The sequence below is a fragment of the Microvirga splendida genome (genome assembly GCF_016427565.1).
Taxonomy (GTDB): domain Bacteria; phylum Pseudomonadota; class Alphaproteobacteria; order Rhizobiales; family Beijerinckiaceae; genus Microvirga; species Microvirga splendida.
This window is the reverse complement of record NZ_JAELXT010000010.1, coordinates 1-21,611: the sequence shown is the minus strand read 5'-3', so window position 1 is coordinate 21,611 and position 21,611 is coordinate 1. Positions and strand designations below refer to the sequence as shown.

Below are 21,611 nucleotides of genomic sequence, written 5' to 3'. Positions count from 1 at the left end.
AGGTGCGCCTTTCATGCTTCGACCGACCATCGGAATGATCGCTGTTCTCATGCTTGCGGGCGGCGCGAAGGCAGCTCAGCTGACCGTGCAGGTGGAGGGCGCCGTTCCCGGCCAGGGGCCCGTCCTGGTCGGCATCTGCTCCGGCTCACTGGATTTCGGCTCCTGCCGGTACAGCCAGACCGTCCAGCCCCCGGCTGCGGAGTTCCGGGTTCTGTTCCCGGACGTCCCGGAGGGCTCCTACGCCATCGCCGTCTTCCAGGACACGAACGCCAACAACAATCTCGACCGCGATCCAAGAGGCCTGCCCCTGGAACCCTACGGCTTCAGCAATGGCACGGGCCGCACGGCCCCGCCCTCGTTCGAGGCCGCTCGCATCAGCGTCACAGGTTCGACCCTTGCGAAGGTCCGGATCGCCCGCTCGCCTCTGGCGCGCTAGGATTTCGCCTTATGGCTCAGCGCTTCCCGGCAAAATGAATTTCAGGGGTTGCACAGCGCAAGCGCCGGAGCTAATTGAAACAGGCCGTACAAGGCGTCGGAGCGTAGCGCAGCCCGGTTAGCGCACTAGTCTGGGGGACTAGGGGTCGGAGGTTCAAATCCTCTCGCTCCGACCATTTTTTCAAGCATCGCAAAATATAAAGCGCATGCGGCGTTCCATCCGCCAGCGGACGATCCCGCTCGTCTCGACAACGGTATCCGCGCGCACAGAGCCATCCTCAAAACCATGATACGTTGAGGCGCCATAAAAAAGCCCGCCCCAGTGTTGGCTGGAGCGGGTTCAAGTCTCAGGAGCAATCCTTGGAGGGATCTCGTCCAACCCTCCAGATAAATGATTGGTTTCATGAAGGCGGTGCGGCGTTCCACCCCATATCCCGGCGGGACCCGCCTGTCGCCAAATTCAAAGCACCGGGATGCGGTCGCCGAGACATCGCCCAGCTTTGCCAGAACTGTTGGTATTCGGGAAAAATGGTGGGCGGTGAGGGGATCGAACCCCCGACCTGCGGTGTGTAAAACCGATGCTCTACCAGCTGAGCTAACCGCCCGACAGGCCTGACATAAAAACAGAAGGCCAACAACGCAAGCGCCGTTGGCCCTCTTTGCAGCTAAACACCGCTCGAAACGCGATTACTTCGCGTTGACGGCGTCCTTCAGGCCGGCGCCTGCGCGGAACTTGGGGGTCTTGGAAGCGGGAACCTTGACCTTCTCGCCGGTGCGCGGGTTGCGCGCCTCGCCGGCAGCGCGGTTGGTCACCACGAACGTGCCGAAACCGACGATCTTCACTTCGTCGCCCTGCTTCAGAGCGCCGGTGATCGCCTCGATGGCGGCGTCGATCGCGTCACCAGCCTGGCCACGCGAAAGGCCCACCTTGTCGGCGACGGCCGCAACGAGCTCGCCTTTATTCATGTCTTATCCTCCAGTGATCACGGCAGCCGCAAAAGGAAATGGTCCACCGTTTCAGGGACAATCCGTTTGGCGCAAAGCTTGTCCGTAAGCAAGCCCCGAAGTGGCTGAAATCAGCCGTTTTTTCGCTGTTCTTCCCAAAAAAGAAGCCCCCGAACGCTCGTTCGGGGGCTTCTTTCGTTACGTAAGGTGCAAGTTTTAGTGGGCAACAAGGCCGGTCGAATCGTCCTCGACGACAGGCTTAGGGGCCTTGAGAACGGAGGCCTCGTCCCACTCGATCGGCTCCGGCGTGCGCACGAGGGCATGCTGGAGGACCTGATCCATCATGGAGACCGGAACGATCTCCAGACCGTTCTTCACGCTTGCCGGGATATCGGCCAAGTCCTTGGCGTTCTCCTCGGGGATCAAGACCTTCTTGATGCCGCCGCGAAGGGCCGCCAGGAGCTTTTCCTTCAATCCGCCGATGGGCAGCACCCTGCCCCGCAACGTGACCTCGCCTGTCATGGCAATGTCGCGGCGGACCGGAATGCCCGTGATGACGGACACGATGGCGGTCGCCATGGCGATGCCGGCGGACGGACCGTCCTTGGGCGTTGCGCCTTCCGGCACGTGCACGTGGATGTCGCGACGGTCGAACATGGGCGGCTCGACACCGAAATCGACGGCCCGGGAACGGACATAGGACGCCGCCGCCGAGATCGATTCCTTCATGACGTCACGCAGGTTGCCCGTGACGGTCATCTTGCCCTTGCCCGGCATCATGATGCCTTCGATGGTCAGCAGCTCGCCGCCCACCTCGGTCCAGGCCAGACCCGTGACCGCGCCCACCATGTCCTCGGTCTCGGCCTCGCCGTAGCGATAGCGCGGGGGTCCGAGGAACTCCGGCAGGTTGTCGGTCGTGACCTCCACCGACTTGACCTTGGAGATCAGGATCTCCTTCACGGCCTTGCGGATGAGGTTGGCCAGCTCGCGCTCGAGGTTACGCACGCCCGCCTCGCGGGTGTAGCGGCGGATCAGCATGAGGAGAGCCTCGTCGCCGATCTTCCACTCCTTCACCGCCAGGCCATGCTTCTGCATGGAGGACGGGATCAGGTGTGTGCGGGCAATCTCGGCCTTCTCCTCTTCCGTGTAACCCGCGATGCGGATCACTTCCATACGGTCGAGAAGCGGGCCGGGAATGTTGAGCGTGTTCGCCGTCGTCACGAACATCACGTTGGACAGGTCATAGTCGACCTCCAGGTAATGATCGTTGAAGGTCGAGTTCTGCTCAGGGTCGAGAACCTCGAGCAGGGCCGCCGACGGGTCGCCGCGGAAGTCCATGCCCATCTTGTCGATCTCGTCGAGCAGGATGAGCGGGTTGGACGTCTTGGCCTTGCGCATCGACTGGATGATCTTGCCGGGCATCGAGCCGATATAGGTCCGGCGGTGACCGCGGATCTCGGATTCATCACGGACGCCGCCGAGCGACATGCGGACGAACTCGCGGCCCGTGGCCTTGGCGATCGACTTGCCGAGCGATGTCTTACCCACGCCGGGAGGACCGACGAGGCAGAGGATCGGGCCCGTGAGCTTGTTGGCGCGCTGCTGCACGGCCAGGTACTCGACGATGCGCTCCTTGACCTTCTCAAGGCCGTAGTGATCCGCATCGAGCAGATCCTGGGCGGCCTTCAGGTCCTTCTTCATCTTCGAGCGGCGGTTCCACGGGATCCCGAGCAGCCAGTCGAGATAGTTGCGCACGACGGTGGCTTCCGCCGACATGGGCGACATCTGGCGGAGCTTCTTCAGCTCGCCCATCGCCTTCTCGCGGGCTTCCTTCGTGAACTTGGTCTTCTCGATCTTCTCCTCGAGCTCGGCCAGCTCGTCGCGGCCTTCGTCGTCGCCGAGCTCCTTCTGGATCGCCTTCATCTGCTCGTTGAGATAGTACTCGCGCTGCGTCTTCTCCATCTGACGCTTCACGCGGGTGCGGATCCGCTTCTCGACCTGGAGAACCGAAATCTCGCTCTCCATCATGCCGAGCACCTTCTCCAGGCGCTGGGCGACGGTCGGGGTCTCCAGGATCGCCTGCTTGTCGGCGATCTTGATGGCCAGGTGCGAAGCGATGGTGTCGGCGAGCTTGGCCGGCTCGTCGATCTGGGTCACCGCGGTCACGACCTCGGGCGACACCTTCTTGTTGAGCTTCACGTAATTCTCGAACTCGGACACGACGGAGCGGGCGAGCGCCTCGGCCTCCACCTGGTCTCCGAGGGCGTCCGGCAGAGCCTCGGCCTCGGCCTCGTAATATTCGTCGGTGCGGGTATAGGCCTTCACCTGGGCGCGGCTCGCGCCTTCCACGAGCACCTTCACGGTGCCGTCGGGCAGCTTCAGGAGCTGGAGCACGTTCGCCAGCGTACCGACTTTGTAGATCGCATCCGTCGCCGGATCGTCATCCGTCGCATCGATCTGGGTCGCCAGAAGGATATGACGGTCTCCCTTGACCACCTCCTCAAGCGCGCGGATCGACTTTTCGCGGCCGACGAAGAGCGGCACGATCATGTGCGGAAAGACAACAATGTCGCGCAGAGGCAGAACCGCGTAGGTTCCGGTCGAGCCTGGAACGACAGGCTGACGTGGCTTCGATTGTGTCATGAGACGACTTCCTTTTCGCTGCGTCCGGGGATCCCCTCGAATGAGCTGGACCTCAGACGGACAACCGGGATGCTCAGGCTGTTGTTATGGGCTGCATCCGGTACGCCGGGCCCTCCCTCGGGCAATGAGCGGACAGCTCCGGCGCTAGAGATAATGTGGCGTTGCGGACCCTTCGTTTCAAGAAGATTGCCCGCAACGGATCGGTTCATGGGAGCCCCCTCGCCGCCGCCCTTAGGCGCTGGCGCTGGCGGCCTGATCGTTGCGCTCGCCGTGGATGAAGAGCGGTTTGGCCTTGCCCTCCACCACCTCGGGCCCGATCACCACCTGCTCGACCGAGTCGAGGCCCGGCAGATCGTACATGGTCTCCAGCAGGATGCCTTCCATGATGGACCGCAGACCGCGGGCGCCGGTCTTGCGCTCGATGGCCTTCTTGGCGATGAGGGTCAGGGCCTCGTCCTGGAACGTCAGCTGCACGTTCTCCATCTCGAACAGGCGCTGGTACTGCTTGACCAGGGCGTTCTTCGGCTCCTGCAGAATGGTCTTCAGGGCGTCGATGTCGAGGTCTTCCAGGGTCGCCAGGACCGGCAGACGGCCCACGAACTCCGGAATCAGGCCAAACTTCAGCAGATCCTCGGGTTCCACCTCACGGAAGATCTCGCCCGTCCGGCGGTCGTCCGGCGAGCTCACGCTGGCGGCGAAGCCGATGGACGTGCCCTTGCCGCGGCTGGCGATGATCCGCTCGAGGCCCGCAAAGGCGCCGCCGCAGATGAACAGGATGTTCGTGGTGTCGACCTGCAGGAATTCCTGCTGCGGGTGCTTGCGGCCGCCCTGGGGAGGCACGGAGGCCACGGTGCCCTCCATGATCTTCAGAAGCGCCTGCTGCACGCCCTCGCCCGAGACGTCGCGGGTGATCGAGGGATTGTCCGACTTGCGGGAGATCTTGTCGATCTCGTCGATATAGACGATGCCGCGCTGGGCCCGCTCGACATTGTAGTCGGAGGCCTGGAGCAGCTTGAGGATGATGTTCTCCACGTCCTCACCGACGTAGCCGGCCTCGGTCAGGGTCGTGGCGTCCGCCATGGTGAACGGCACGTCCAGGATCCGGGCCAGGGTCTGGGCCAGCAGGGTCTTGCCCGAGCCGGTGGGACCGATCAGCAGGATGTTCGACTTGGCCAGTTCGACGTCGTTGTGCTTCGTCGCGTGAGCCAGGCGCTTGTAATGGTTGTGGACCGCTACCGAGAGCACCTTCTTGGCGTGCTCCTGGCCGATCACGTAATCGTCCAGAACGCGGCTGATTTCCTTCGGGGTCGGAACCCCGTCGCGGGACTTCACGAGAGACGATTTCGACTCTTCGCGGATGATGTCCATGCAGAGCTCGACGCATTCATCGCAGATGAAAACCGTCGGGCCAGCGATCAGCTTGCGAACCTCGTGCTGGCTCTTGCCGCAAAAGGAGCAGTACAGCGTGCTCTTGGAGTCGTTGCCGCCAGCCTTGGTCATTGTCACATCTCCAATCCGTGCCGGGACGGCCTCTCCCGGCCCAACACTTCTAAGTTATGAGCGACGGAGCTAATAAAATGTTCCGTCGCTAAGAATTGAACGTCCAAATCGCCCAGTCTTCCCGAATCCGCATGCAATCACGCGGAGGCCGCGTGATCAATAGAAACGGAATTGCCCGCCAAAAAGACGCACCCTGGAGGAATTTGTCCCCAGGTTTTAAGGGTTAGGCCGGGGGTGCGGCCGGCTCCGGACGCTTCGCGATGACCTGATCGATCAGCCCGAACTCCTGGGCCGCCTCGGCGGTCATGAAGTTGTCGCGCTCGAGCGCCCGCTCGATGGCCTCGTAGGGCTGGCTGGTGTGCTGGACGTAGATCTCGTTCAGCCGGCGCTTGAGGGCCTCGCTCTCGCGGGCGTGGATCATGATGTCGGTCACTTGGCCCTGGTAGCCGCCGGAGGGCTGGTGGACCATGATCCGGGCGTTCGGGAGGGCGAAGCGCATGCCCTTCTCGCCGGCGGTCAGCAGGAGGGAGCCCATGGAGGCGGCCTGGCCGACGCAGAGGGTCGAGACCGGGCAGCGGATGAACTGCATGGTGTCGTAGATCGACAGACCCGAGGTCACCACGCCACCGGGCGAGTTGATGTAGAAGGAGATTTCCTTCTTCGGGTTCTCGGCCTCGAGGAACAGAAGCTGCGCCACGATCAGCGAGGCCGAGTAGTCTTCGACAGGACCCGTGAGGAAGATAATCCGTTCGCGCAGGAGGCGCGAATAGATGTCGAACGCGCGTTCGCCGCGGTTCGACTGCTCAACCACCATCGGGACGAGCGTATTGTTAAAGAGCGCTACCGGATCTCTCATTTGTCTCACTGCTCCAGTTCGGCCGCGCAGATTCGCGGCCGTCCAATTCATGCAAGCAACGAGACGCTTAAGGGAGCGTTACTCGCCCTTGCCGGCTTTCTCTCCGTCCTCGTCCTCGTCGCTGAAGAGCGCATCCTTGGAGACGGTCTCTTCCTTCACCTTCACCTGGGACAGGATCTGGTCGACGACTTTCTCTTCGAACAGAGGAGCCCGGATTTCAGCTAGGGCCTGCGGGTTCTTTTGGTAGAACTCCCAAACCTGGCGCTCCTGGCCGGGGTACTGACGGACCCGCTCGATGAGGGCCTGAGTCACCTCGTCGTCGGAGATCTTGATATCGGACTTCTCACCGATCTGTGCAAGGACCAACCCGAGGCGCACGCGGCGCTCGGCGATCTTGCGGTACTCGGCCTTGGCCTCGTCCTCTGTGGTGTCCTCATCCGCGAAGGTGCGGTTGTTGGACTTCATGTCGCCCACGACCTGCGACCACACGGCCGCGAACTCCTGCTCGACCAGGGTCGGCGGCAGCTCGAAGCTGTACTTGGCGTCCAGGGCGTCCAGCAGGTCCTTCTTGACCTTGCGGCGGGACTGGGTGTCGAAGTCGCGCTTGATGGCGTCGCTGATCGCTTCCTTGAGCTTGTCCAGGGACTCCATGCCGAAGCCCTTGGCCATCTCGTCGTCGATCTTCAGCTCGCCGGGAGCCTCGACTTCCTTCACGGTCACGTCGAACTCGGCGTCCTTGCCGGCCAGGTGAGCGGCCATGTAGTTCACCGGGAAGGTGACCTTCACGAGCTTGGTGTCGCCGGCCTTGAGGCCGAGGAGCTGGTCCTCGAAGCCCGGGATGAAGGTGTTGGAGCCGAGCTCGACCCGGATGTCCTGGCCGTTGCCGCCCTCGAACTCGGTGCCGTCCATGCGGCCCACGAAGTCCACGACGACGCGGTCGCCGGACACAGCCTCACCGTCCTTCGTCTCGAAGGAGCGGTTCTGCTTGGCCATGCGCTCGAGCGATTCGTTGATCTCAGCGTCGGTGACCTCGGCCACCGGCTTGGTGACGGCGACGTCGGACAGGTCGGCCAGCTCGAAGTCCGGCAGGACCTCGAGGGCGACGGTGAAGGCCAGATCGCCCTTGGCGTCCATGGCCTTCTCGACCTCTTCCTGGCTCTCGGGGAACTGAACCTGGGGCTCGTTGGCAAGCTTCAGGCTGTTGTCCTCGACGATCTTGCGGTTCGCCTCGTTGACGGCGTTCTGCAGGACGTCGGCCATGACGGAACGGCCATAGACCTTGCGCAGGTGACCCACCGGCACCTTGCCGGGACGGAAACCGTTGAGCCGGACCCGGTCCTTCAGGGTCGACAATTCGCTGTTCAGGCGCTCTTCCAACTCGGTGGCCGGGAGCACGACCTTGAACTCTCGCTTCAAGCCTTGGGACAGTGTTTCCGTCACCTGCATGGTACTATTCGCCTTCATCCACTCGAATATGAATCTCAAATCCAAGCTCCGGCCGATGCGGCGTCACGCCGTCACCTCAGCCGCTCGGAGCCTCCGGATCCAACCCTGACGGGATTGGTGCGGGCGGAGGGACTCGAACCCCCACAACTTGCGTCGCTGGAACCTAAATCCAGTGCGTCTACCAATTCCGCCACGCCCGCGCGGGAGCAGCGCGCGCGAACGCGCCCCTCTTCCGGGACGCGGCTCTATAGCATGGTTGAGAAAGCGTGCATCAAAAAAGTTCGTATGCGGCCAATTGGCAACCGAACTTGGCCGTTCACGTTCAACGCTGTACCGGTACCGAACTCCTCGAGCCATTCGCGAGCCCCTGCATGATCACCCGCCGCGCCGTCACCGCCGGCCTCGCCACCTCCCTGATCGGGCTTCCTCGAGCGGGATTGGCTCAAGAGGCAGGCTCGCCCGTCCCGGAGTTCACGGCAAAGCCTGTCCCGCTCAAGCTCCGCCTGGACGCAGCCGGCGAGGCGGAGGCGTGGACCTTCAACGGTTCCCTGGCTCCCGCGCTACGGATCAGGCAGGGCGTGGAGTTGCAACTGAGGCTGCGGAACGAAACCGCCCTGCCCCTGTCCCTGCACTTCCATGGGGTTCGAGGTCCTAACGCCATGGACGGCGTCGGCGGCCTGACGCAGGAGCCGGTGGTGCCCGGCCAGTCCTACGATTACCGCTTCACCCCGCCCGATGCCGGCACCTTCCTGATCGGCGCTCGCGTGCTCGGCGGCAGCGCCGAACCGCAGGAGCGCGGCCTCTCGGGCCTGCTGATCGTGGAGGAGGCCAACCCTCCCGAGGTCGAGCGGGATCTTGCGCTCCTCATCGACGACTGGCGCCTGAACGACGATGGATCGCTGGCGCCTTTCGAACAGCCGGCCGAGGCTGCTCCCGCGGGTCGGCTCGGGAACTGGCTCAGCCTGAACGGCCAACCGACGCCGCAACGGATCGAGGCGCCTCCCGGCGGGCGGCTGCGGCTGCGGCTCGCCAATGCCTGCAACGCCCGCGCCATGCGCCTGCGCCTCGATGGGCTGAAGGCCTATGTGATCGCTGCGGACGGGCAGCCGACCAGCACCTTCGAACCGCTGCGCGCCTCCCTGCCCTTCGCGCCCGGCACCCGCTACGACCTGCTCGTGGACCTCGCCCTCGAAGCCGGCGTGACGGGCGCCCTGACGGCGATGGTCGGCGACGGACTGCCTCTCCTCGAAATCACGACCGTGGGCGAGAAGCGCCCGGCTCTGCCCGCCGTCACCCCGCTGCCCGCGAATACGAAGCTGCCTCAGACGATCAAGCTTCAGAATGCTACCCGCAAAGATGTGGTGCTCAAGGGCGACCCCAAGGCGCCGAACGCCCCCTGGACGATCAACGGAGCGGCCGGCCAGCCGACGGGCGCCCCGCTCGTGAAGGTCAAGCGCGGCACTCCCGTGGTCCTGGCCCTGACGAACCAGACGGCGTTCATGCAGCCCCTCCACCTGCACGGCCATGCCTTCCGTCTCCTCCATGCGCTCGACGACGGTTGGGAGCCCTATTGGCTGGATACGGTGCAGGTGCCGGAGAACAAGACAATCCGCATCGCCTTCGTGGCGGACAACCCAGGCAAGTGGCTTCTGGCCTCGACCGTGCTGGAACGGTTCGATGCGGGCCTGTGGACCTGGATCGAGGTCACCTGAGCAGGTCCCTCAGCACCCCGGGCACCAGCTCCGCCAGATCTTCGGCGATCAGCCCCGGTCCGAAGCTCGCCCCCGCTTCCGCGTGGATCCACACCCCGGCGCAGGCCGCCTCGAAGGCGGGCACGCCCTGGGCCATCAAGCCGGCGATGAGGCCGCAAAGCGTATCGCCCGACCCGGCCGTCGCCAGATACGGCGTGCCGTTCTCGTTGATCGCCGCGCGGCCGTCCGGCGCGGCGATCACCGTATCGGGCCCCTTGAGCAGCACCACCGCGCCCGTATAAGCGGCGGCGCGGCGGGTGCGCTCGATTTTCGACGCGGGATCAAGAAGATCCTGGTGTCCTTTGAACAACCGGGTGAACTCGCCATCGTGCGGCGTGAGCACCGTCGGCGCATATCGGAACGCTCCATGCAGTTCCGAGGCGAGCCCCTCGAAGGAGGTCAGGGCATCCGCATCGAGGACGAGGCTGCGCCGGGCGTGAACCGCCACCGCCACCATGGCGCGCGTTCCCGCATGGATGCCGAGCGCCGGGCCAAGAACCAGGGCGTTGAAGCGCGGGTCCTGCAGGATCGTATTGAGCCCCTCCGGCCCGTCGCAGCCCCGCAGCATGATCGCCGTGAGATGGGCCGCATTGACCCCGAGCGCCTCTGGGGGCGAGGCCACCGTCACGAGACCGGAGCCGATCCGCAGTGCCGCCCGCGCTGCCAGCCGCGCGGCGCCCGTCCGTGTGGCGCCGCCGGAGGCCACCAGCGTGTGGCCGCGCTCGTACTTGTGGGAAGAGAGCCCCGGCCTCGGCAGCGTGTGGCTCCACAATGCGGGATCGTTGGCGAACAGCGTGACGCCCTTGGCTTCCAGAGTCCTGCGGCCGATCCCGATATCGGCCACCTCGACCGGTCCGCTATAGGCCCGCCCCGGCATCAGCAGATGGCCAGGCTTGCGGGCCGCGAAGGTCACGGTGCGAGCAGCCTTGACCGCAAGCCCCCGCAGCTGGCCGGTGTCGCCGTCGATCCCGGAGGGCAGATCCACTGCAAGGATCGGCCGCCCCGAGGCGTTCATGTGCTCCACGGCAAGGCGCGCGGCCCCCTCAAGATCGCGCGCGAGACCGGTGCCGAAGAGCGCGTCGACGATGACGTCCGCCTCCTTGAAGGAGAGGTCTTCGACCCGTCCGACCTCGCCTCTCCAGTCCTTGGCGGCCTCGGCCGCATCGCCGGTCAGCCGGTCGGGAGTGCCCAGAAGGCCCAGGCTGACCCGGTAGCCCCGCTCGGCCAGCAGGGTGGCCGCGATGAAGCCGTCCCCGCCGTTCTGGCCCGGCCCTGCCGCCACGACGATCCTGCCGCCCGGAGAGGCTAATTTTTCGGCACCGTCGGCAACCGCGCGCCCGGCGCGCCGCATGAGTTCGATGCCCGGAATCCCGCTTTCGATGGTCTCCCGGTCGGCTTGCCTCATTTCGGAGGAGGTCAGAACGAGTTCAGGGGCTGTCATGGGAGCAAAATGGACCCGTTTTCGAGGAACTGGCGAGCTTTTTCGCAACTGCACAATCTTTGAGCAGAAGATGCTCAGCAAGGCAGCAGAATGGACGGTTTTGACTCGATGAGGCCATGGAAGGCTCCTCCCTGCCGATGCTAAAAGCAGCAAAACCTCGAACGAGAACGGTTGAACGGGATGAAGAAGATCGAAGCCATCATCAAGCCCTTCAAGCTCGATGAAGTCAAAGAAGCTCTCCAGGAAGTCGGCCTCCAGGGCATCACCGTCATTGAGGCCAAGGGCTTCGGCCGCCAGAAGGGCCACACCGAGCTCTACCGGGGCGCGGAATACGTGGTGGACTTCCTGCCGAAGGTGAAGCTCGAGATCGTTCTCAACGACGACATGGCGGATGCCGCCATTGAGGCCATCCGCAAGGCGGCCCAGACCGGCCGCATCGGCGACGGCAAGATTTTCGTTTCGACGGTCGAAGAGGCCGTTCGTATCCGCACGGGCGAGACCGGATCCGACGCGATCTAACCTCGCTTTTCCAAGCCAAGGCCGGAAGGCCAAGGATGATTCTCAAGGGCAGAAGAGGACCAGACGACCATGCAGACCGCCAAGGATGTGCTGAAGGCGATCAAGGATAACGACGTCAAGTACGTCGACTTCCGTTTCACCGACCCGCGCGGCAAGTGGCAGCACGTCACTTTCGACGTCGACATGGTCGATGAGGATATGTTCGCCGACGGCATCATGTTCGACGGCTCGTCCATCGCCGGCTGGAAGGCGATCAACGAGTCCGACATGACCCTCATGCCCGACCCGACGACGGCTCAGATGGACCCGTTCTTCGCGGCTTCCACCATGTCGATCAACTGCGACATTCTCGAGCCCGCCACCGGCGAGCCCTACAACCGCGATCCGCGCGGAATCGCCAAGAAGGCCGAGGCCTATCTGAAGTCCACGGGCATCGCCGACACGGTCTATGTCGGCCCCGAGGCCGAGTTCTTCATCTTCGACGACGTGAAGTTCATGGCCGACCCCTACAACACCGGCTTCAAGCTCGACGCCGCCGAGCTGCCGACCAACGGCGACACGGCTTACGAGGGCGGCAACCTCGGCCACCGCATTCCCACCAAGGGCGGCTACTTCCCGGTTCCCCCGCTCGACTCCGCCCAGGATATGCGCGGCGAGATGTTGGCTGCCATGAAGGCCATGGGCGTCACCGTCGAGAAGCACCACCACGAGGTGGCCTCCGCCCAGCACGAGCTCGGCACGAAGTTCAACACCCTCGTGCGCACTGCCGACGAGATGCAGATCTACAAGTACTGCATCCACAACGTCGCACAGTCCTACGGCAAGACGGCCACCTTCATGCCGAAGCCGGTCTATGGCGACAACGGCTCCGGCATGCACGTCCACCAGTCGCTCTGGAAGGGCGGCAAGCCTCTGTTCGCCGGCAACAAGTATGCCGACCTGTCCCAGGAATGCCTGTGGTACATCGGCGGCATCATCAAGCACGCCAAGGCGCTGAACGCCTTCACCAACCCGTCGACGAACTCCTATAAGCGTCTCGTTCCGGGCTACGAGGCTCCGGTGCTGCTGGCCTACTCGGCCCGCAACCGCTCGGCTTCGTGCCGTATTCCGTGGACGACCTCGCCGAAGGCCAAGCGCGTCGAGATCCGCTTCCCCGATCCGACCGCCAATCCGTATCTCGCTTTTGCTGCGATCATGATGGCCGGTCTCGACGGCATCCTGAACAAGATCGATCCCGGCCCGGCCATGGACAAGGATCTCTACGATCTGCCTCCGCGCGAGCTGAAGAAGATCCCGACTGTGTGCGGCTCGCTCCGCGAAGCTCTTGCAAGCGTCGACAAGGACCGCGGGTTCCTCAAGGCCGGTGGCGTGTTCAACGACGACTTCATCGACAGCTACATCGAGCTGAAGATGGCAGAGGTCGCCCGGTTCGAGATGACCCCGCACCCGGTCGAGTTCCAGATGTACTACTCCGTCTAACGGACGCGTTTCCTCCCGGCTGCGGATCCGCAGCCTTCCTTCGCCGGAGCCTTCGGGCTCCGGCTTTTTTTGTTCTGGCTTCTCAGGAACTTAAGCCTGGCAGGGAGACAAAAAGCACCTGATAGAGGGGAACGGTTCGCCCCGGCCCGAATTATTCGACCCGAGGCGAGCGGAGGATCCGTTCCCGCAATGGAGCCGCAAGCCCAAAAACTTCAGAGGAGATTGAACCATGAAAAGCTTTGTGATTGCGACCGCGGCCGCCATCGGCCTGCTGGCTGCCGTCCCGGCCGGCGCTCAGACCTCGGTGACCACGACCACCACCGAGACGACGGGCTCCGTCACCATCGCTCCCGAGAAGCGCACCATCATCCGCCAGCAGCTCGGCTCGAGCGCACCGGCCACGATCAAGGAAAAGGTGACGGTCGGCGCGATGGTGCCGGATACCGTGGAGCTGCGGACTGTTCCCGAGACCATCGTCTCGGAAGTTCCGTCCGTGAAGGGCCACCGCTACTTCGTCTACAACGACAACGTGGTGCTGGTGGACCCGAAGACCCGCAAGGTCGTGACCATCGTCGAGTAACGTAAGAGTACGAAAGGCCGCCCATGCTGATGGGCGGCCGTTTCATCAGCCGGAAAAGCAAAAAGGCCCGGGGTGACCCGGGCCTTTTCGTCTGTCGCGGAGGCGACGGATCTTAGTAGCTGCCGAAGCGGAAGTTCAGACCGGCGCGGATGACGCCGAAGTCGGTCTCGCCGTCGAAGCCCGGGAAGTCGTTATCGTCGTGGTCGAGGTTGACGTACAGACCTTCGATCTTCGCCGACAGGTTGTTGGTGAAGGCGTACTCCACACCACCACCCACGGTCCAGCCGTTGGCGTCATCCGCGAACGCGAAGCCGCCGGTGGCGTAGATCAGAGCACGGTCGAAGGCCACACCGGCGCGAGCACGCACCGTGCCGAACCAGTCGCCGCGGTCGAACACGTCAAGGTCCGTGTCGGCATCGGGGCCGTCAGCGAAGGTGAACGAGCCGCCGAAGTCGGCGTACTGGATGTCGCCTTCGAGACCGACCACGAACGAGCCGATCTGGTAGTTGTAGCCGACCTGGGCGCCGCCGACGAAGCCGCCGTCGTCATCCTCGTCCGCCAGATCAATGGCGTCGAAGTCGTCGTTCGACCAGCCGTAGCCGGCGTTCACACCGACGTAGAAGCCGGTCCAGGTGAAGATCGGAGCAGCCACGATCACCGGAGCCGGAGCGGCGCGGCGGGAGGGAAGGTCAGCAGCGACAGCGCCGGTGGCGAGGCCGAGCAGAGCGACCGAAGAGAGGAGGATCTTTTTCATGTTTCGGGTCCATCTGTTGGAAGGATGTGGCTCAGCTTCTAGCCTAGACGTGACGTTCCGTCTGTCACTTTCCTGCCACAGTCCAAATCTCAACAGTGACCGTGCCCTCTTCCTGGCCGCCGACCCGGGTCCCGCAACCCATCGGGGCAGATCCGAACACCTCATAGCCTTCACTGAGCGACCAGAGAAATATTAGCATATTCAATTACTTGTCTGACTATCGAACGTCGCCGGCCACCGCATGGATGGGCGGTAACCAATCATTGACCATGATCGCGAAGAGCTCCGCAAGCGAGAGGCTGAATCGTGGTTAATCCTTGTTCAGCCACAATCTGAGAGCCTGCGTGACGCGCTCGGGCTGCTCTAGGGTCGAGAGATGCCCCGACTCGGGCACGACCACCAGGGACGCCCACTCGATCATCTCGGCCATTTCCCGGGCGACCTCCGGCGGCGTGATGGCGTCCCCCTCACCGACGAGCACCAGCGTCGGCACCTCGATGCCTGGAAGGTTCGGGCGTGAATCGGCCCGGGCCATGATCGCCCGCTGCTGGCGGGCATAGGCCTCGGCGCCCGTCTCGCGCATCATGCCGAGCACGATATCCTGAAGCGCGCGGTCCTCTCGATGGGCCGGATGCACGAGGCGCGGCCAGAGCTTGGAATGAATGTCCGTGAAGCGCCCGGCCTGCGCCAGGGCAATGAGCCGCTCGCGGTCCTGGCTCGCCTCCACCGTATCCGGACGGGCGCTCGTGTCGAGCAGGGCGAGCCGCGCCACCCGTTCCGGCGCCTGCCGCATCACCTCCAGGGCGATGTACCCACCCATGGAGAGTCCGGCGACCGCGAAACGCTCGGGAGCTTCCCGCAAGAGGCGGGCCGCGATGGCCGGGATCGAATCATCGCGGGTGTGGTCCGCGATCAGGATCGTGCGCTCGCCTGCCAGGGCGGCCACCTGCGGCTCGAAGAGGCGGGAGGTGCAGGCCAGCCCGGGAATCAAAACGAGTGTTTCGGCCATCAAATGTTCCTCAGTTGTCCCTCGGCAAGTTTGGCTGGATTGACAAGCGCATAGCTTCTCTTATGGTCCCGCCACGTCTTAACTTGAGCAAGAGCCTCAGGTGAAACCAGTTTCGCGCCTGTTTGTTGCCGTAGAGCGCGGCCGGCACTGAAGAGCGCGCCCAGCCCCAACGGTAATGAGAATTCATGTCCTTCGCCGAACTCGGACTTAGCGAGAAAGTTCAACAGGCCGTATCCAGCGCAGGCTATACGGAGCCGACCCCGATCCAGGCTCAGGCCATTCCCCATGTGCTCGCCCGCAAGGACGTGCTGGGCATCGCCCAGACCGGCACGGGCAAGACGGCGGCCTTCACCCTGCCGATGCTGACGCTCCTGGAGACGGGCCGCGCCCGGGCGCGCATGCCGCGCACGCTCATTCTCGAGCCGACCCGCGAGCTCGCCGCCCAGGTCGAGGACAACTTCGACAAGTATGGAATCAATCACAAGCTTTCCGTGGCCCTGCTGATCGGCGGCGTGTCCTTCGGCGACCAGGACGCCAAGATCACCCGCGGCGTCGATGTGCTGATCGCGACGCCCGGCCGCCTGCTCGACCATTTCGAGCGCGGCAAGCTCCTGCTCACGGGCGTCGAGCTCCTCGTGATCGACGAAGCCGACCGCATGCTCGACATGGGCTTCATCCCGGACATCGAGCGCATCGTGAAGCTCGTGCCCTTCACCCGGCAGACCCTGTTCTTCTCGGCCACCATGCCGCCGGAGATCCAGCGCCTCGCCGACGCCTTCCTGCACAACCCGGTCAAGGTGGAGGTGGCCCGCGCGGCCTCGACGGCCTCGACGATCACCCAGCGTCTCGTGGCGACGGGCCGCGATGACTTCGAGAAGCGGGAGACCCTGCGCGAGCTGATCCGCAACGCCACGGACCTGAAGAACGCCATCGTCTTCTGCAACCGCAAGCGCGATGTGGCCGTCCTCCACCGCTCCCTGCAGAAGCATGGCTTCGCCGCAGCGGCGCTGCACGGCGACATGGATCAGCACGCCCGCATGGCATCCCTCGACAGCTTCCGCACCGGGGAGATGCCCATCCTGGTGGCCAGCGACGTCGCGGCCCGCGGCCTCGACATTCCGGCCGTGAGCCATGTGTTCAACTACGACATCCCGCACCATGCCGAGGATTACGTGCACCGCATCGGCCGCACGGGCCGGGCCGGACGCGCCGGCCAGTCCTTCACGCTGGTGGGTCCAGGCGACGAGAAGTCCCTCGCGGCGATCGAGAAGCTGATCGGTCAGCCGGTCGAGTGGCAGGGCCCGACCCTTGCCGAGCGCCCGCAATCCGAGGGCTCCTCCCGCCGTCGCGGCGGACGTGGTGAGCGGGGCGACAGAGGTGAGGAACGGCCGTCGCGCGGCCGCAAGGTCAAGGTCAGGTCCTCGGGACGATCACAGGAGCCTGCCGAAGCGGCAAGACCTGCTGAAGCGACAAGAGAGGAAGCTCCGGCCCCTCGTTCGGCTCCGGCTCCGCGTGAGGAGCAGCCGTCCCGCGCCCCGCGGCGCGACCGGGACAGGCCCGAGCGCGACAGGTCCTCGGACCGTGGATACCAGGGCCGCTCCCGCCGCGAGGATGACGACGAGCGCGTCGTCGGCCTCGGCGATCACGTTCCGGCCTTCCTCATGCGGCCGGTGCCGGTCAAGAAGGTCAAGTAGCGGGCTCGGAAGCAGCCTTCCGGGCCTTCTTCGGAGCTTTCTTGGTGGAAGCCGCCTTGGTGCCCTTGCGGGCTTTGGCACGCCGGGCTGCGCCTAGTGCCAGGGCGGCAAAGTCCCGCGCCTCGTCAGGATCGTCCAGGGCCGATTCCGGCATGAGCCAGTAGCTCGTAAGGGTCGCGCGGCCGTTCCTCATCTCGACGGTGAATGGGCGGGAGCCGAGTTCCTGGAACGTCCCGACGCTTTCCTCATCAACCTTGAGGTACAGCTCGCCACCGGCCTCCAGGGCGAACATCAGCCCGTCCCGATAGATGCCCTGCCCGCCGAACATCCGGCGGATCTGCAAGAGGCCAAAGCCACGAAAGACGTCGCGGATGGTCTCGGCATCCATGGACTAGCCTGCCGATTGAAGGGCCGGCGGAGTGGCTGGAGTGATGGCCACGGACTCACCGCAGCCGCAGGCCGAGGTCTGGTTCGGATTGTTGAAGACGAACTGCGACGACATCTTGCTCGTCTGGAAGTCCATCTCCGTGCCGAGCAGGAACAGCACCGCCTTGGGGTCGATGAGCACGGTCACGCCCTTGTCCTCGACCACCTCGTCGAGCGGGTTGACGCTCTCCGCGTATTCCATCGTGTAGGACATGCCGGCGCAACCGCCATTCTTCACGCCGACGCGCACCCCCACGATGGGGCGGTCCGCCTTGCCGATGATGTCCTTGACGCGGTTCGCCGCCGCGTCGGTCAAGGTCACGACCTTGAAGCCGGGTAGAGCCATAATCCTTCTCTCCTGACAGCCGGGTTCAAGGCCCGGGCAGAACGAGTTCACTGATCTATAGATAAGAGGTCGAAGGGCAAACGTCGAGACCGTTCAGGGTTGCCCGAACAGCCCAGGTCGACCATATCGGAGACATCACCCGACACTCAGCCCTTCGAAGGAGAGGAAATGCCGCATCACGCGCCGCTGATTTCAACCATCGTCATCGGCCTGGTCCTGGCATTCGCTCTCGGCGCCCTCGCGCACCGCTTCCGTCTCTCGCCTCTGATCGGCTATTTGCTCGCCGGCGTCATGGTCGGGCCCTTCACGCCCGGCTACGTGGCGGACCAAGGGCTTGCCAACCAGCTCGCCGAAATTGGCGTCATCCTGCTGATGTTCGGCGTCGGGCTTCACTTCTCACTCAAGGACCTCCTGTCCGTCCGGGCCATCGCCATTCCCGGCGCCGTCGTGCAGATCGCCAGCGCCACGCTTCTCGGCATGGGGCTCGCCTGGCTTCAGGGCTGGAGCATCGGCGGCGGCATCGTGTTCGGTCTGGCCCTCTCGGTCGCCAGTACGGTCGTGCTGCTGCGGGCCCTCCAGGAGCGCCGTCTTGTCGAGACCGAGCGCGGCCATATCGCCGTGGGCTGGCTCATCGTGGAAGACCTGGCGATGGTGCTGACGCTGGTGCTGCTGCCGGCCTTCGCGAACGCCACCTCCTCGACCGATCTCGAATCCATCGTGATCTCCCTCGGCCTGACTCTCGGCAAGGTCGTCGCGTTCGTGGCCATCATGCTCATCGTCGGCCGACGGGTTATCCCCTGGATCCTGCATTATGTGGCCCATACCGGCTCGCGCGAGCTCTTCCGCCTCGCGGTGCTTGCCATCGCGCTCGGCGCGGCCTTCGGGGCCGCGGAGCTGTTCGGCGCATCCTTCGCCCTCGGGGCCTTCTTTGCCGGCATGGTCCTGAGCGAGTCGGAACTCAGCCACCAGGCCGCGTCCGAGACCCTGCCCCTGCGGGACGCCTTCGCGGTCCTGTTCTTCGTCTCGGTCGGCATGCTGTTCGACCCGATAATCCTGATCAACGAGTTCGGACCGGTTCTGGCGACCTTCCTGATCATCGTCGTGGGCAAGTCGCTCGCGGCCTTCGCCATCGTCCGGCTCTTCGGGCATCCCAACTCGACCGCTTTCACCATTGCCGCAAGCCTTGCTCAGATCGGCGAATTTTCGTTCATTCTCGCAGGCTTGGGAGTCGCTCTTCAGATCCTGCCCGAGGAAGGCCGCGATCTGATCCTCGCCGGCGCCATCCTGTCGATCCTGATGAACCCTTTCCTGTTCACCCTGCTGGACCGGTGGTTCGCGAAACGGGAGACGGCACGGGCCGAGGCGAAGGCGGTGGCTGCCGCGGTCGAGGAGGCCGAAAGAGTGGCCGCCGAAGCTGCCCGGGAGCCGCTGCCGGTCACATCGCTCGCCGATCATGTGGTGCTCGTGGGGCATGGGCGGGTCGGCAAGTACATCAGCCGCAAGATGGCATTGATCGGCGCCCCCCTCCTCGTCATCGAAACCAACAGGGAGCAGGTGTCCGAGCTGCAGAGGGACGGCCGTGAAGTCATCGTCGGCAATGCCGCCGATCCGGACGTGGCCGCAGCCGCCAACATCCCGCAGGCCCGCTGTCTCCTGGTCGCGATCCCCGACGCCTTCGAGAGTGGCCAGGTGGTCGAGCAGGCCCGCAGGATCAATCCGGAACTGCCGATCATCGTGCGCGCCCACTCCCGCGCCGAGGAAGAGCACGTGATGAAACGCGGCGCGACCAGGATCGTCATGGGCGAGCAGGAAATCGCCCGCGCCATGTTCGCCGCCGTGCCGAACGCACGACGGGAGCCTGTGCTGTCCTCCGTCGACGAAGCGGACGACATCCTGGACGATGAGGAAGCGGAGGCTTCAGCGAACGTGCTCGGGCCGGAAGCCGATGCCGACAAGACGGGCGGGGATTCGCCGGAACAGGGACCAGCGCGCCAGCCACCGGACGAGCCGGGGCGGTGAGACCGGCCCTGCGCTGTTGAGGACAGGCGTGATCAGCCGGTTTTGAAGCAGCACCTGGAGCCTCTGGGTCATCCTGGTCGGCCACTCGCGCCTCTTCTGCACTAGAGCCAGCTGCTCGGCGTCGACGGGACCGCGCTTGAGAAGCGGCCCGAGGATATTGGCGGTCGCCACCGCATCCTGGATCGCAAGGTTGATCCCGACGCCGCCGACGGGCGACATGGCGTGAGCGGCATCGCCGATGCACAGCAGCCCAGGCTCGTACCATTGCTTGAGCCGGTCGATCGCGACGGTCAGAAGCTTGATGTCGTCCCAGGATCGCAGCTCTTCGACACGGTCCGCCAGGAAGGACGCCACCTTCACGAGATTCGCCCGGAAGGCCGGCAGACCTTCCTGCCTGAGCCGCTCCAGCGAACCCTTCGGGATGAGATAGGCGCATTGCCAGTAGTCGCCCCGGTCGATCATCACCAGCATCTGCCCGGCCTCGATGCGCCCGAGCAGCTGGCTCGGATCGCCAGGGTGCTTCGACACGCGCATCCAGAGCACGTCCATGGGCGCGCCCACATCCATCACCTCAAGGCCGGCCTTCGCGCGCAGGACGGAGCGCCGGCCGTCGGCCGCAACCACGAGATCGGCCCTCACCTCGAGAGGCCCATCGGACGTCGAGACCCGCACGCCGACCACCCTGCCCTGCTCCTCCACAAGGTCCGTCGCTTCGGCCAGCATCCTCAAGCGGAAATGCGGATAGGCGCGGGCGTGATCCGCCAGGAAGTCGAGGAATTCCCATTGCGGCATGAAGGCGATGAACTTGCAGCGCGTCGGCAGATGGGAGAAGTCACCGAGCTTCAGGGTCTCGCCGCCGACCACGAGGCTCACCGTCTGCGTCTGCTGATGCGGCCGGTCCAGGAACTCGTCGAGCAGCCCGAGTTCACCCATGACCTCGAGCGTTGAGGGATGGATGGTATCGCCGCGAAAGTCGCGCAGGAAATCCGCGTGCTTTTCGAGAACCAGCACCTCGATGCCCTGCCGGGCCAGCAGAAGCCCCAGCATCATCCCGGCTGGTCCGCCGCCAACGATGCAGCAGCGGGTGTGAAGGGTTTCGGGGATATGAGACGTGTTCATCGGCTCCCTCGGGATATCCCGCAACTGCTCGGATGAAAGCAGAGCCTACCGTCTTTTCTTCCCGGGGCCAAAGTCAGGTTGAGGACGCGATACCCATCCCTCAACACAGGAATCGGGCGCAGAAAGCGGGTCGGAAGCCAGCAAGTAATTTGAGATCCCAACACGGAGCTACAAGCTCAACGAGGAAAGATCTCAGCTATGACATCACTTAGGAACAAAACTGCCATTGTGACTGGCGCCAGCTCAGGCATTGGCTACGCGACGGCGCGGCTTTTCGCACGCGAAGGGGCCAATGTCGTCGTCACCGCACGGCGTGTGGACGCCCTCAATACCCTGGTTGCAGAGATCGAGGCGGAGGGCGGCCGGGCCGTCGCTCTCGCTGGCGATATCAGGGATGAGACTTTGGCCCATGCGTTGGTCGAGACAGCGTTCCGCCACTTTGGCGGCCTCGACATTGCCTTCAACAATGCCGGCACGAATGGCGAAATGGGGCCGACGCCCGGCGTATCGCTTGCGGGATGGAACGAAGCTCTCGCGGTCAATCTCACGGGGGCCTTTCTAGGTGCCAAGTATGTATGGTCCGGCCGTGCGTCGCAAGATGATGTTGGCAGAGTGACAAACGTGAGAGCTGCATCAATGTATTCGGCCT

Annotated in this window: 19 protein-coding genes and 3 tRNA genes; 9 read left to right on the top strand and 13 right to left on the bottom strand. The window is 64.3% G+C overall.

Annotated elements, in window-relative coordinates:
• Positions 1 to 13 precede the first annotated feature (13 nt).
• Positions 14 to 436, top strand: a complete 423-nt coding sequence (locus JAO75_RS11635) for a DUF2141 domain-containing protein (protein ID WP_199049307.1) — start codon at positions 14 to 16, stop codon at positions 434 to 436.
• 97 nt (positions 437 to 533) lie between these two features.
• Positions 534 to 611: transfer RNA gene (locus JAO75_RS11630), tRNA-Pro, on the top strand.
• A gap of 353 nt (positions 612 to 964) precedes the next feature.
• On the opposite strand, the gene JAO75_RS11625 is transcribed toward JAO75_RS11630, so the two are convergent.
• The 7 genes from JAO75_RS11625 to JAO75_RS11595 all read right to left on the bottom strand — a co-directional run bounded on the left by JAO75_RS11625 (position 965) and on the right by JAO75_RS11595 (position 8,025).
• Positions 965 to 1,040 (bottom strand) — tRNA-Val (locus JAO75_RS11625).
• A gap of 82 nt (positions 1,041 to 1,122) precedes the next feature.
• The gene (locus JAO75_RS11620) at positions 1,123 to 1,401 is read right to left on the bottom strand and encodes an HU family DNA-binding protein (RefSeq protein WP_036352717.1); all 279 of its coding nucleotides are present in this window, start codon (positions 1,399 to 1,401) and stop codon (positions 1,123 to 1,125) included.
• Positions 1,402 to 1,596: 195 nt separating this feature from the next.
• Positions 1,597 to 4,023, bottom strand: a complete 2,427-nt coding sequence (lon, locus tag JAO75_RS11615; RefSeq protein ID WP_199049306.1) for an endopeptidase La — start codon at positions 4,021 to 4,023, stop codon at positions 1,597 to 1,599.
• A 231-nt stretch (positions 4,024 to 4,254) separates the two neighbouring features.
• Positions 4,255 to 5,523 carry an ATP-dependent Clp protease ATP-binding subunit ClpX gene (gene clpX, locus JAO75_RS11610; RefSeq protein ID WP_036352724.1) on the bottom strand — a complete coding sequence of 423 codons (1,269 nt, stop codon included), beginning with the start codon at positions 5,521 to 5,523 and terminating at the stop codon, positions 4,255 to 4,257.
• 223 nt (positions 5,524 to 5,746) lie between these two features.
• On the bottom strand, positions 5,747 to 6,379 hold the full coding sequence (locus JAO75_RS11605) for an ATP-dependent Clp protease proteolytic subunit (RefSeq protein ID WP_199049305.1): 633 nt from the start codon (positions 6,377 to 6,379) through the stop codon (positions 5,747 to 5,749).
• Positions 6,380 to 6,457: 78 nt separating this feature from the next.
• Positions 6,458 to 7,825 carry a trigger factor gene (gene tig / locus JAO75_RS11600; RefSeq protein WP_199049426.1) on the bottom strand — a complete coding sequence of 456 codons (1,368 nt, stop codon included), beginning with the start codon at positions 7,823 to 7,825 and terminating at the stop codon, positions 6,458 to 6,460.
• Positions 7,826 to 7,940: 115 nt separating this feature from the next.
• Positions 7,941 to 8,025 (bottom strand) — tRNA-Leu (locus JAO75_RS11595).
• Positions 8,026 to 8,196: 171 nt separating this feature from the next.
• Here JAO75_RS11595 and JAO75_RS11590 point away from each other — a divergent pair.
• The gene (locus JAO75_RS11590) at positions 8,197 to 9,537 is read left to right on the top strand and encodes a multicopper oxidase family protein (protein WP_199049304.1); all 1,341 of its coding nucleotides are present in this window, start codon (positions 8,197 to 8,199) and stop codon (positions 9,535 to 9,537) included.
• Here JAO75_RS11590 and JAO75_RS11585 read toward each other — a convergent pair.
• Positions 9,530 to 11,017 (bottom strand): NAD(P)H-hydrate dehydratase, encoded by a 1,488-nt coding sequence (locus tag JAO75_RS11585; protein WP_199049303.1) that lies wholly within the window; start codon positions 11,015 to 11,017, stop codon positions 9,530 to 9,532. The genes JAO75_RS11590 and JAO75_RS11585 overlap by 8 nt on opposite strands.
• A 180-nt stretch (positions 11,018 to 11,197) precedes the next feature.
• Here JAO75_RS11585 and JAO75_RS11580 point away from each other — a divergent pair, with 180 nt between their 5' ends.
• The 3 genes from JAO75_RS11580 to JAO75_RS11570 all read left to right on the top strand — a co-directional run bounded on the left by JAO75_RS11580 (position 11,198) and on the right by JAO75_RS11570 (position 13,595).
• On the top strand, positions 11,198 to 11,536 hold the full coding sequence (locus JAO75_RS11580; protein ID WP_036352735.1) for a P-II family nitrogen regulator: 339 nt from the start codon (positions 11,198 to 11,200) through the stop codon (positions 11,534 to 11,536).
• A gap of 69 nt (positions 11,537 to 11,605) precedes the next feature.
• The gene (glnA, locus tag JAO75_RS11575) at positions 11,606 to 13,015 is read left to right on the top strand and encodes a type I glutamate--ammonia ligase (protein ID WP_199049302.1); all 1,410 of its coding nucleotides are present in this window, start codon (positions 11,606 to 11,608) and stop codon (positions 13,013 to 13,015) included.
• Between the two features lie 229 nt (positions 13,016 to 13,244).
• Positions 13,245 to 13,595 carry a DUF1236 domain-containing protein gene (locus JAO75_RS11570; protein WP_199049301.1) on the top strand — a complete coding sequence of 117 codons (351 nt, stop codon included), beginning with the start codon at positions 13,245 to 13,247 and terminating at the stop codon, positions 13,593 to 13,595.
• A gap of 112 nt (positions 13,596 to 13,707) precedes the next feature.
• On the opposite strand, the gene JAO75_RS11565 is transcribed toward JAO75_RS11570, so the two are convergent.
• The gene (locus JAO75_RS11565; RefSeq protein WP_199049300.1) at positions 13,708 to 14,349 is read right to left on the bottom strand and encodes an outer membrane protein; all 642 of its coding nucleotides are present in this window, start codon (positions 14,347 to 14,349) and stop codon (positions 13,708 to 13,710) included.
• Positions 14,350 to 14,659: 310 nt separating this feature from the next.
• On the bottom strand, positions 14,660 to 15,358 hold the full coding sequence (locus tag JAO75_RS11560; protein WP_199049299.1) for an alpha/beta fold hydrolase: 699 nt from the start codon (positions 15,356 to 15,358) through the stop codon (positions 14,660 to 14,662).
• Between the two features lie 185 nt (positions 15,359 to 15,543).
• On the opposite strand from JAO75_RS11560, the gene JAO75_RS11555 reads away from it, so the two are divergent.
• Positions 15,544 to 17,052: a DEAD/DEAH box helicase gene (locus tag JAO75_RS11555; protein WP_199049298.1), complete on the top strand. Its 1,509-nt coding sequence runs from the start codon at positions 15,544 to 15,546 to the stop codon at positions 17,050 to 17,052.
• Here JAO75_RS11555 and JAO75_RS11550 read toward each other — a convergent pair.
• Together JAO75_RS11550 and JAO75_RS11545 are read right to left on the bottom strand one after the other, a co-directional pair.
• Positions 17,045 to 17,440, bottom strand: a complete 396-nt coding sequence (locus JAO75_RS11550; RefSeq protein WP_199049297.1) for a TfoX/Sxy family protein — start codon at positions 17,438 to 17,440, stop codon at positions 17,045 to 17,047. The genes JAO75_RS11555 and JAO75_RS11550 overlap by 8 nt on opposite strands.
• Positions 17,441 to 17,443: 3 nt before the next feature.
• The gene (locus JAO75_RS11545) at positions 17,444 to 17,824 is read right to left on the bottom strand and encodes a HesB/IscA family protein (RefSeq protein WP_199049296.1); all 381 of its coding nucleotides are present in this window, start codon (positions 17,822 to 17,824) and stop codon (positions 17,444 to 17,446) included.
• 168 nt (positions 17,825 to 17,992) lie between these two features.
• On the opposite strand from JAO75_RS11545, the gene ybaL reads away from it, so the two are divergent.
• The gene (ybaL, locus tag JAO75_RS11540; RefSeq protein WP_199049295.1) at positions 17,993 to 19,843 is read left to right on the top strand and encodes a YbaL family putative K(+) efflux transporter; all 1,851 of its coding nucleotides are present in this window, start codon (positions 17,993 to 17,995) and stop codon (positions 19,841 to 19,843) included.
• On the opposite strand, the gene JAO75_RS11535 is transcribed toward ybaL, so the two are convergent.
• Positions 19,742 to 20,962, bottom strand: a complete 1,221-nt coding sequence (locus tag JAO75_RS11535) for an FAD-dependent oxidoreductase (protein WP_199049294.1) — start codon at positions 20,960 to 20,962, stop codon at positions 19,742 to 19,744. The genes ybaL and JAO75_RS11535 overlap by 102 nt on opposite strands.
• A 198-nt stretch (positions 20,963 to 21,160) precedes the next feature.
• Here JAO75_RS11535 and JAO75_RS11530 point away from each other — a divergent pair.
• Positions 21,161 to 21,611 (top strand): SDR family NAD(P)-dependent oxidoreductase (locus tag JAO75_RS11530; protein ID WP_210340240.1); only part of this gene is annotated, 451 nt, incomplete at its 3' end.

What these genes read in the sequence shown, in the direction of transcription:
- JAO75_RS11635 (WP_199049307.1), top strand. Translation starts at nt 14, where the DNA reads ATGCTTCGACCGACCATCGGAATGATCGCTGTTCTCATGCTTGCGGGC.
- JAO75_RS11620 (WP_036352717.1), bottom strand. Translation starts at nt 1,401, where the DNA reads ATGAATAAAGGCGAGCTCGTTGCGGCCGTCGCCGACAAGGTGGGCCTT.
- lon (WP_199049306.1), bottom strand. Translation starts at nt 4,023, where the DNA reads ATGACACAATCGAAGCCACGTCAGCCTGTCGTTCCAGGCTCGACCGGA.
- clpX (WP_036352724.1), bottom strand. Translation starts at nt 5,523, where the DNA reads ATGACCAAGGCTGGCGGCAACGACTCCAAGAGCACGCTGTACTGCTCC.
- JAO75_RS11605 (WP_199049305.1), bottom strand. Translation starts at nt 6,379, where the DNA reads ATGAGAGATCCGGTAGCGCTCTTTAACAATACGCTCGTCCCGATGGTG.
- tig (WP_199049426.1), bottom strand. Translation starts at nt 7,825, where the DNA reads ATGCAGGTGACGGAAACACTGTCCCAAGGCTTGAAGCGAGAGTTCAAG.
- JAO75_RS11590 (WP_199049304.1), top strand. Translation starts at nt 8,197, where the DNA reads ATGATCACCCGCCGCGCCGTCACCGCCGGCCTCGCCACCTCCCTGATC.
- JAO75_RS11585 (WP_199049303.1), bottom strand. Translation starts at nt 11,017, where the DNA reads ATGACAGCCCCTGAACTCGTTCTGACCTCCTCCGAAATGAGGCAAGCC.
- JAO75_RS11580 (WP_036352735.1), top strand. Translation starts at nt 11,198, where the DNA reads ATGAAGAAGATCGAAGCCATCATCAAGCCCTTCAAGCTCGATGAAGTC.
- glnA (WP_199049302.1), top strand. Translation starts at nt 11,606, where the DNA reads ATGCAGACCGCCAAGGATGTGCTGAAGGCGATCAAGGATAACGACGTC.
- JAO75_RS11570 (WP_199049301.1), top strand. Translation starts at nt 13,245, where the DNA reads ATGAAAAGCTTTGTGATTGCGACCGCGGCCGCCATCGGCCTGCTGGCT.
- JAO75_RS11565 (WP_199049300.1), bottom strand. Translation starts at nt 14,349, where the DNA reads ATGAAAAAGATCCTCCTCTCTTCGGTCGCTCTGCTCGGCCTCGCCACC.
- JAO75_RS11560 (WP_199049299.1), bottom strand. Translation starts at nt 15,358, where the DNA reads ATGGCCGAAACACTCGTTTTGATTCCCGGGCTGGCCTGCACCTCCCGC.
- JAO75_RS11555 (WP_199049298.1), top strand. Translation starts at nt 15,544, where the DNA reads ATGTCCTTCGCCGAACTCGGACTTAGCGAGAAAGTTCAACAGGCCGTA.
- JAO75_RS11550 (WP_199049297.1), bottom strand. Translation starts at nt 17,440, where the DNA reads ATGGATGCCGAGACCATCCGCGACGTCTTTCGTGGCTTTGGCCTCTTG.
- JAO75_RS11545 (WP_199049296.1), bottom strand. Translation starts at nt 17,824, where the DNA reads ATGGCTCTACCCGGCTTCAAGGTCGTGACCTTGACCGACGCGGCGGCG.
- ybaL (WP_199049295.1), top strand. Translation starts at nt 17,993, where the DNA reads ATGCCGCATCACGCGCCGCTGATTTCAACCATCGTCATCGGCCTGGTC.
- JAO75_RS11535 (WP_199049294.1), bottom strand. Translation starts at nt 20,962, where the DNA reads ATGAACACGTCTCATATCCCCGAAACCCTTCACACCCGCTGCTGCATC.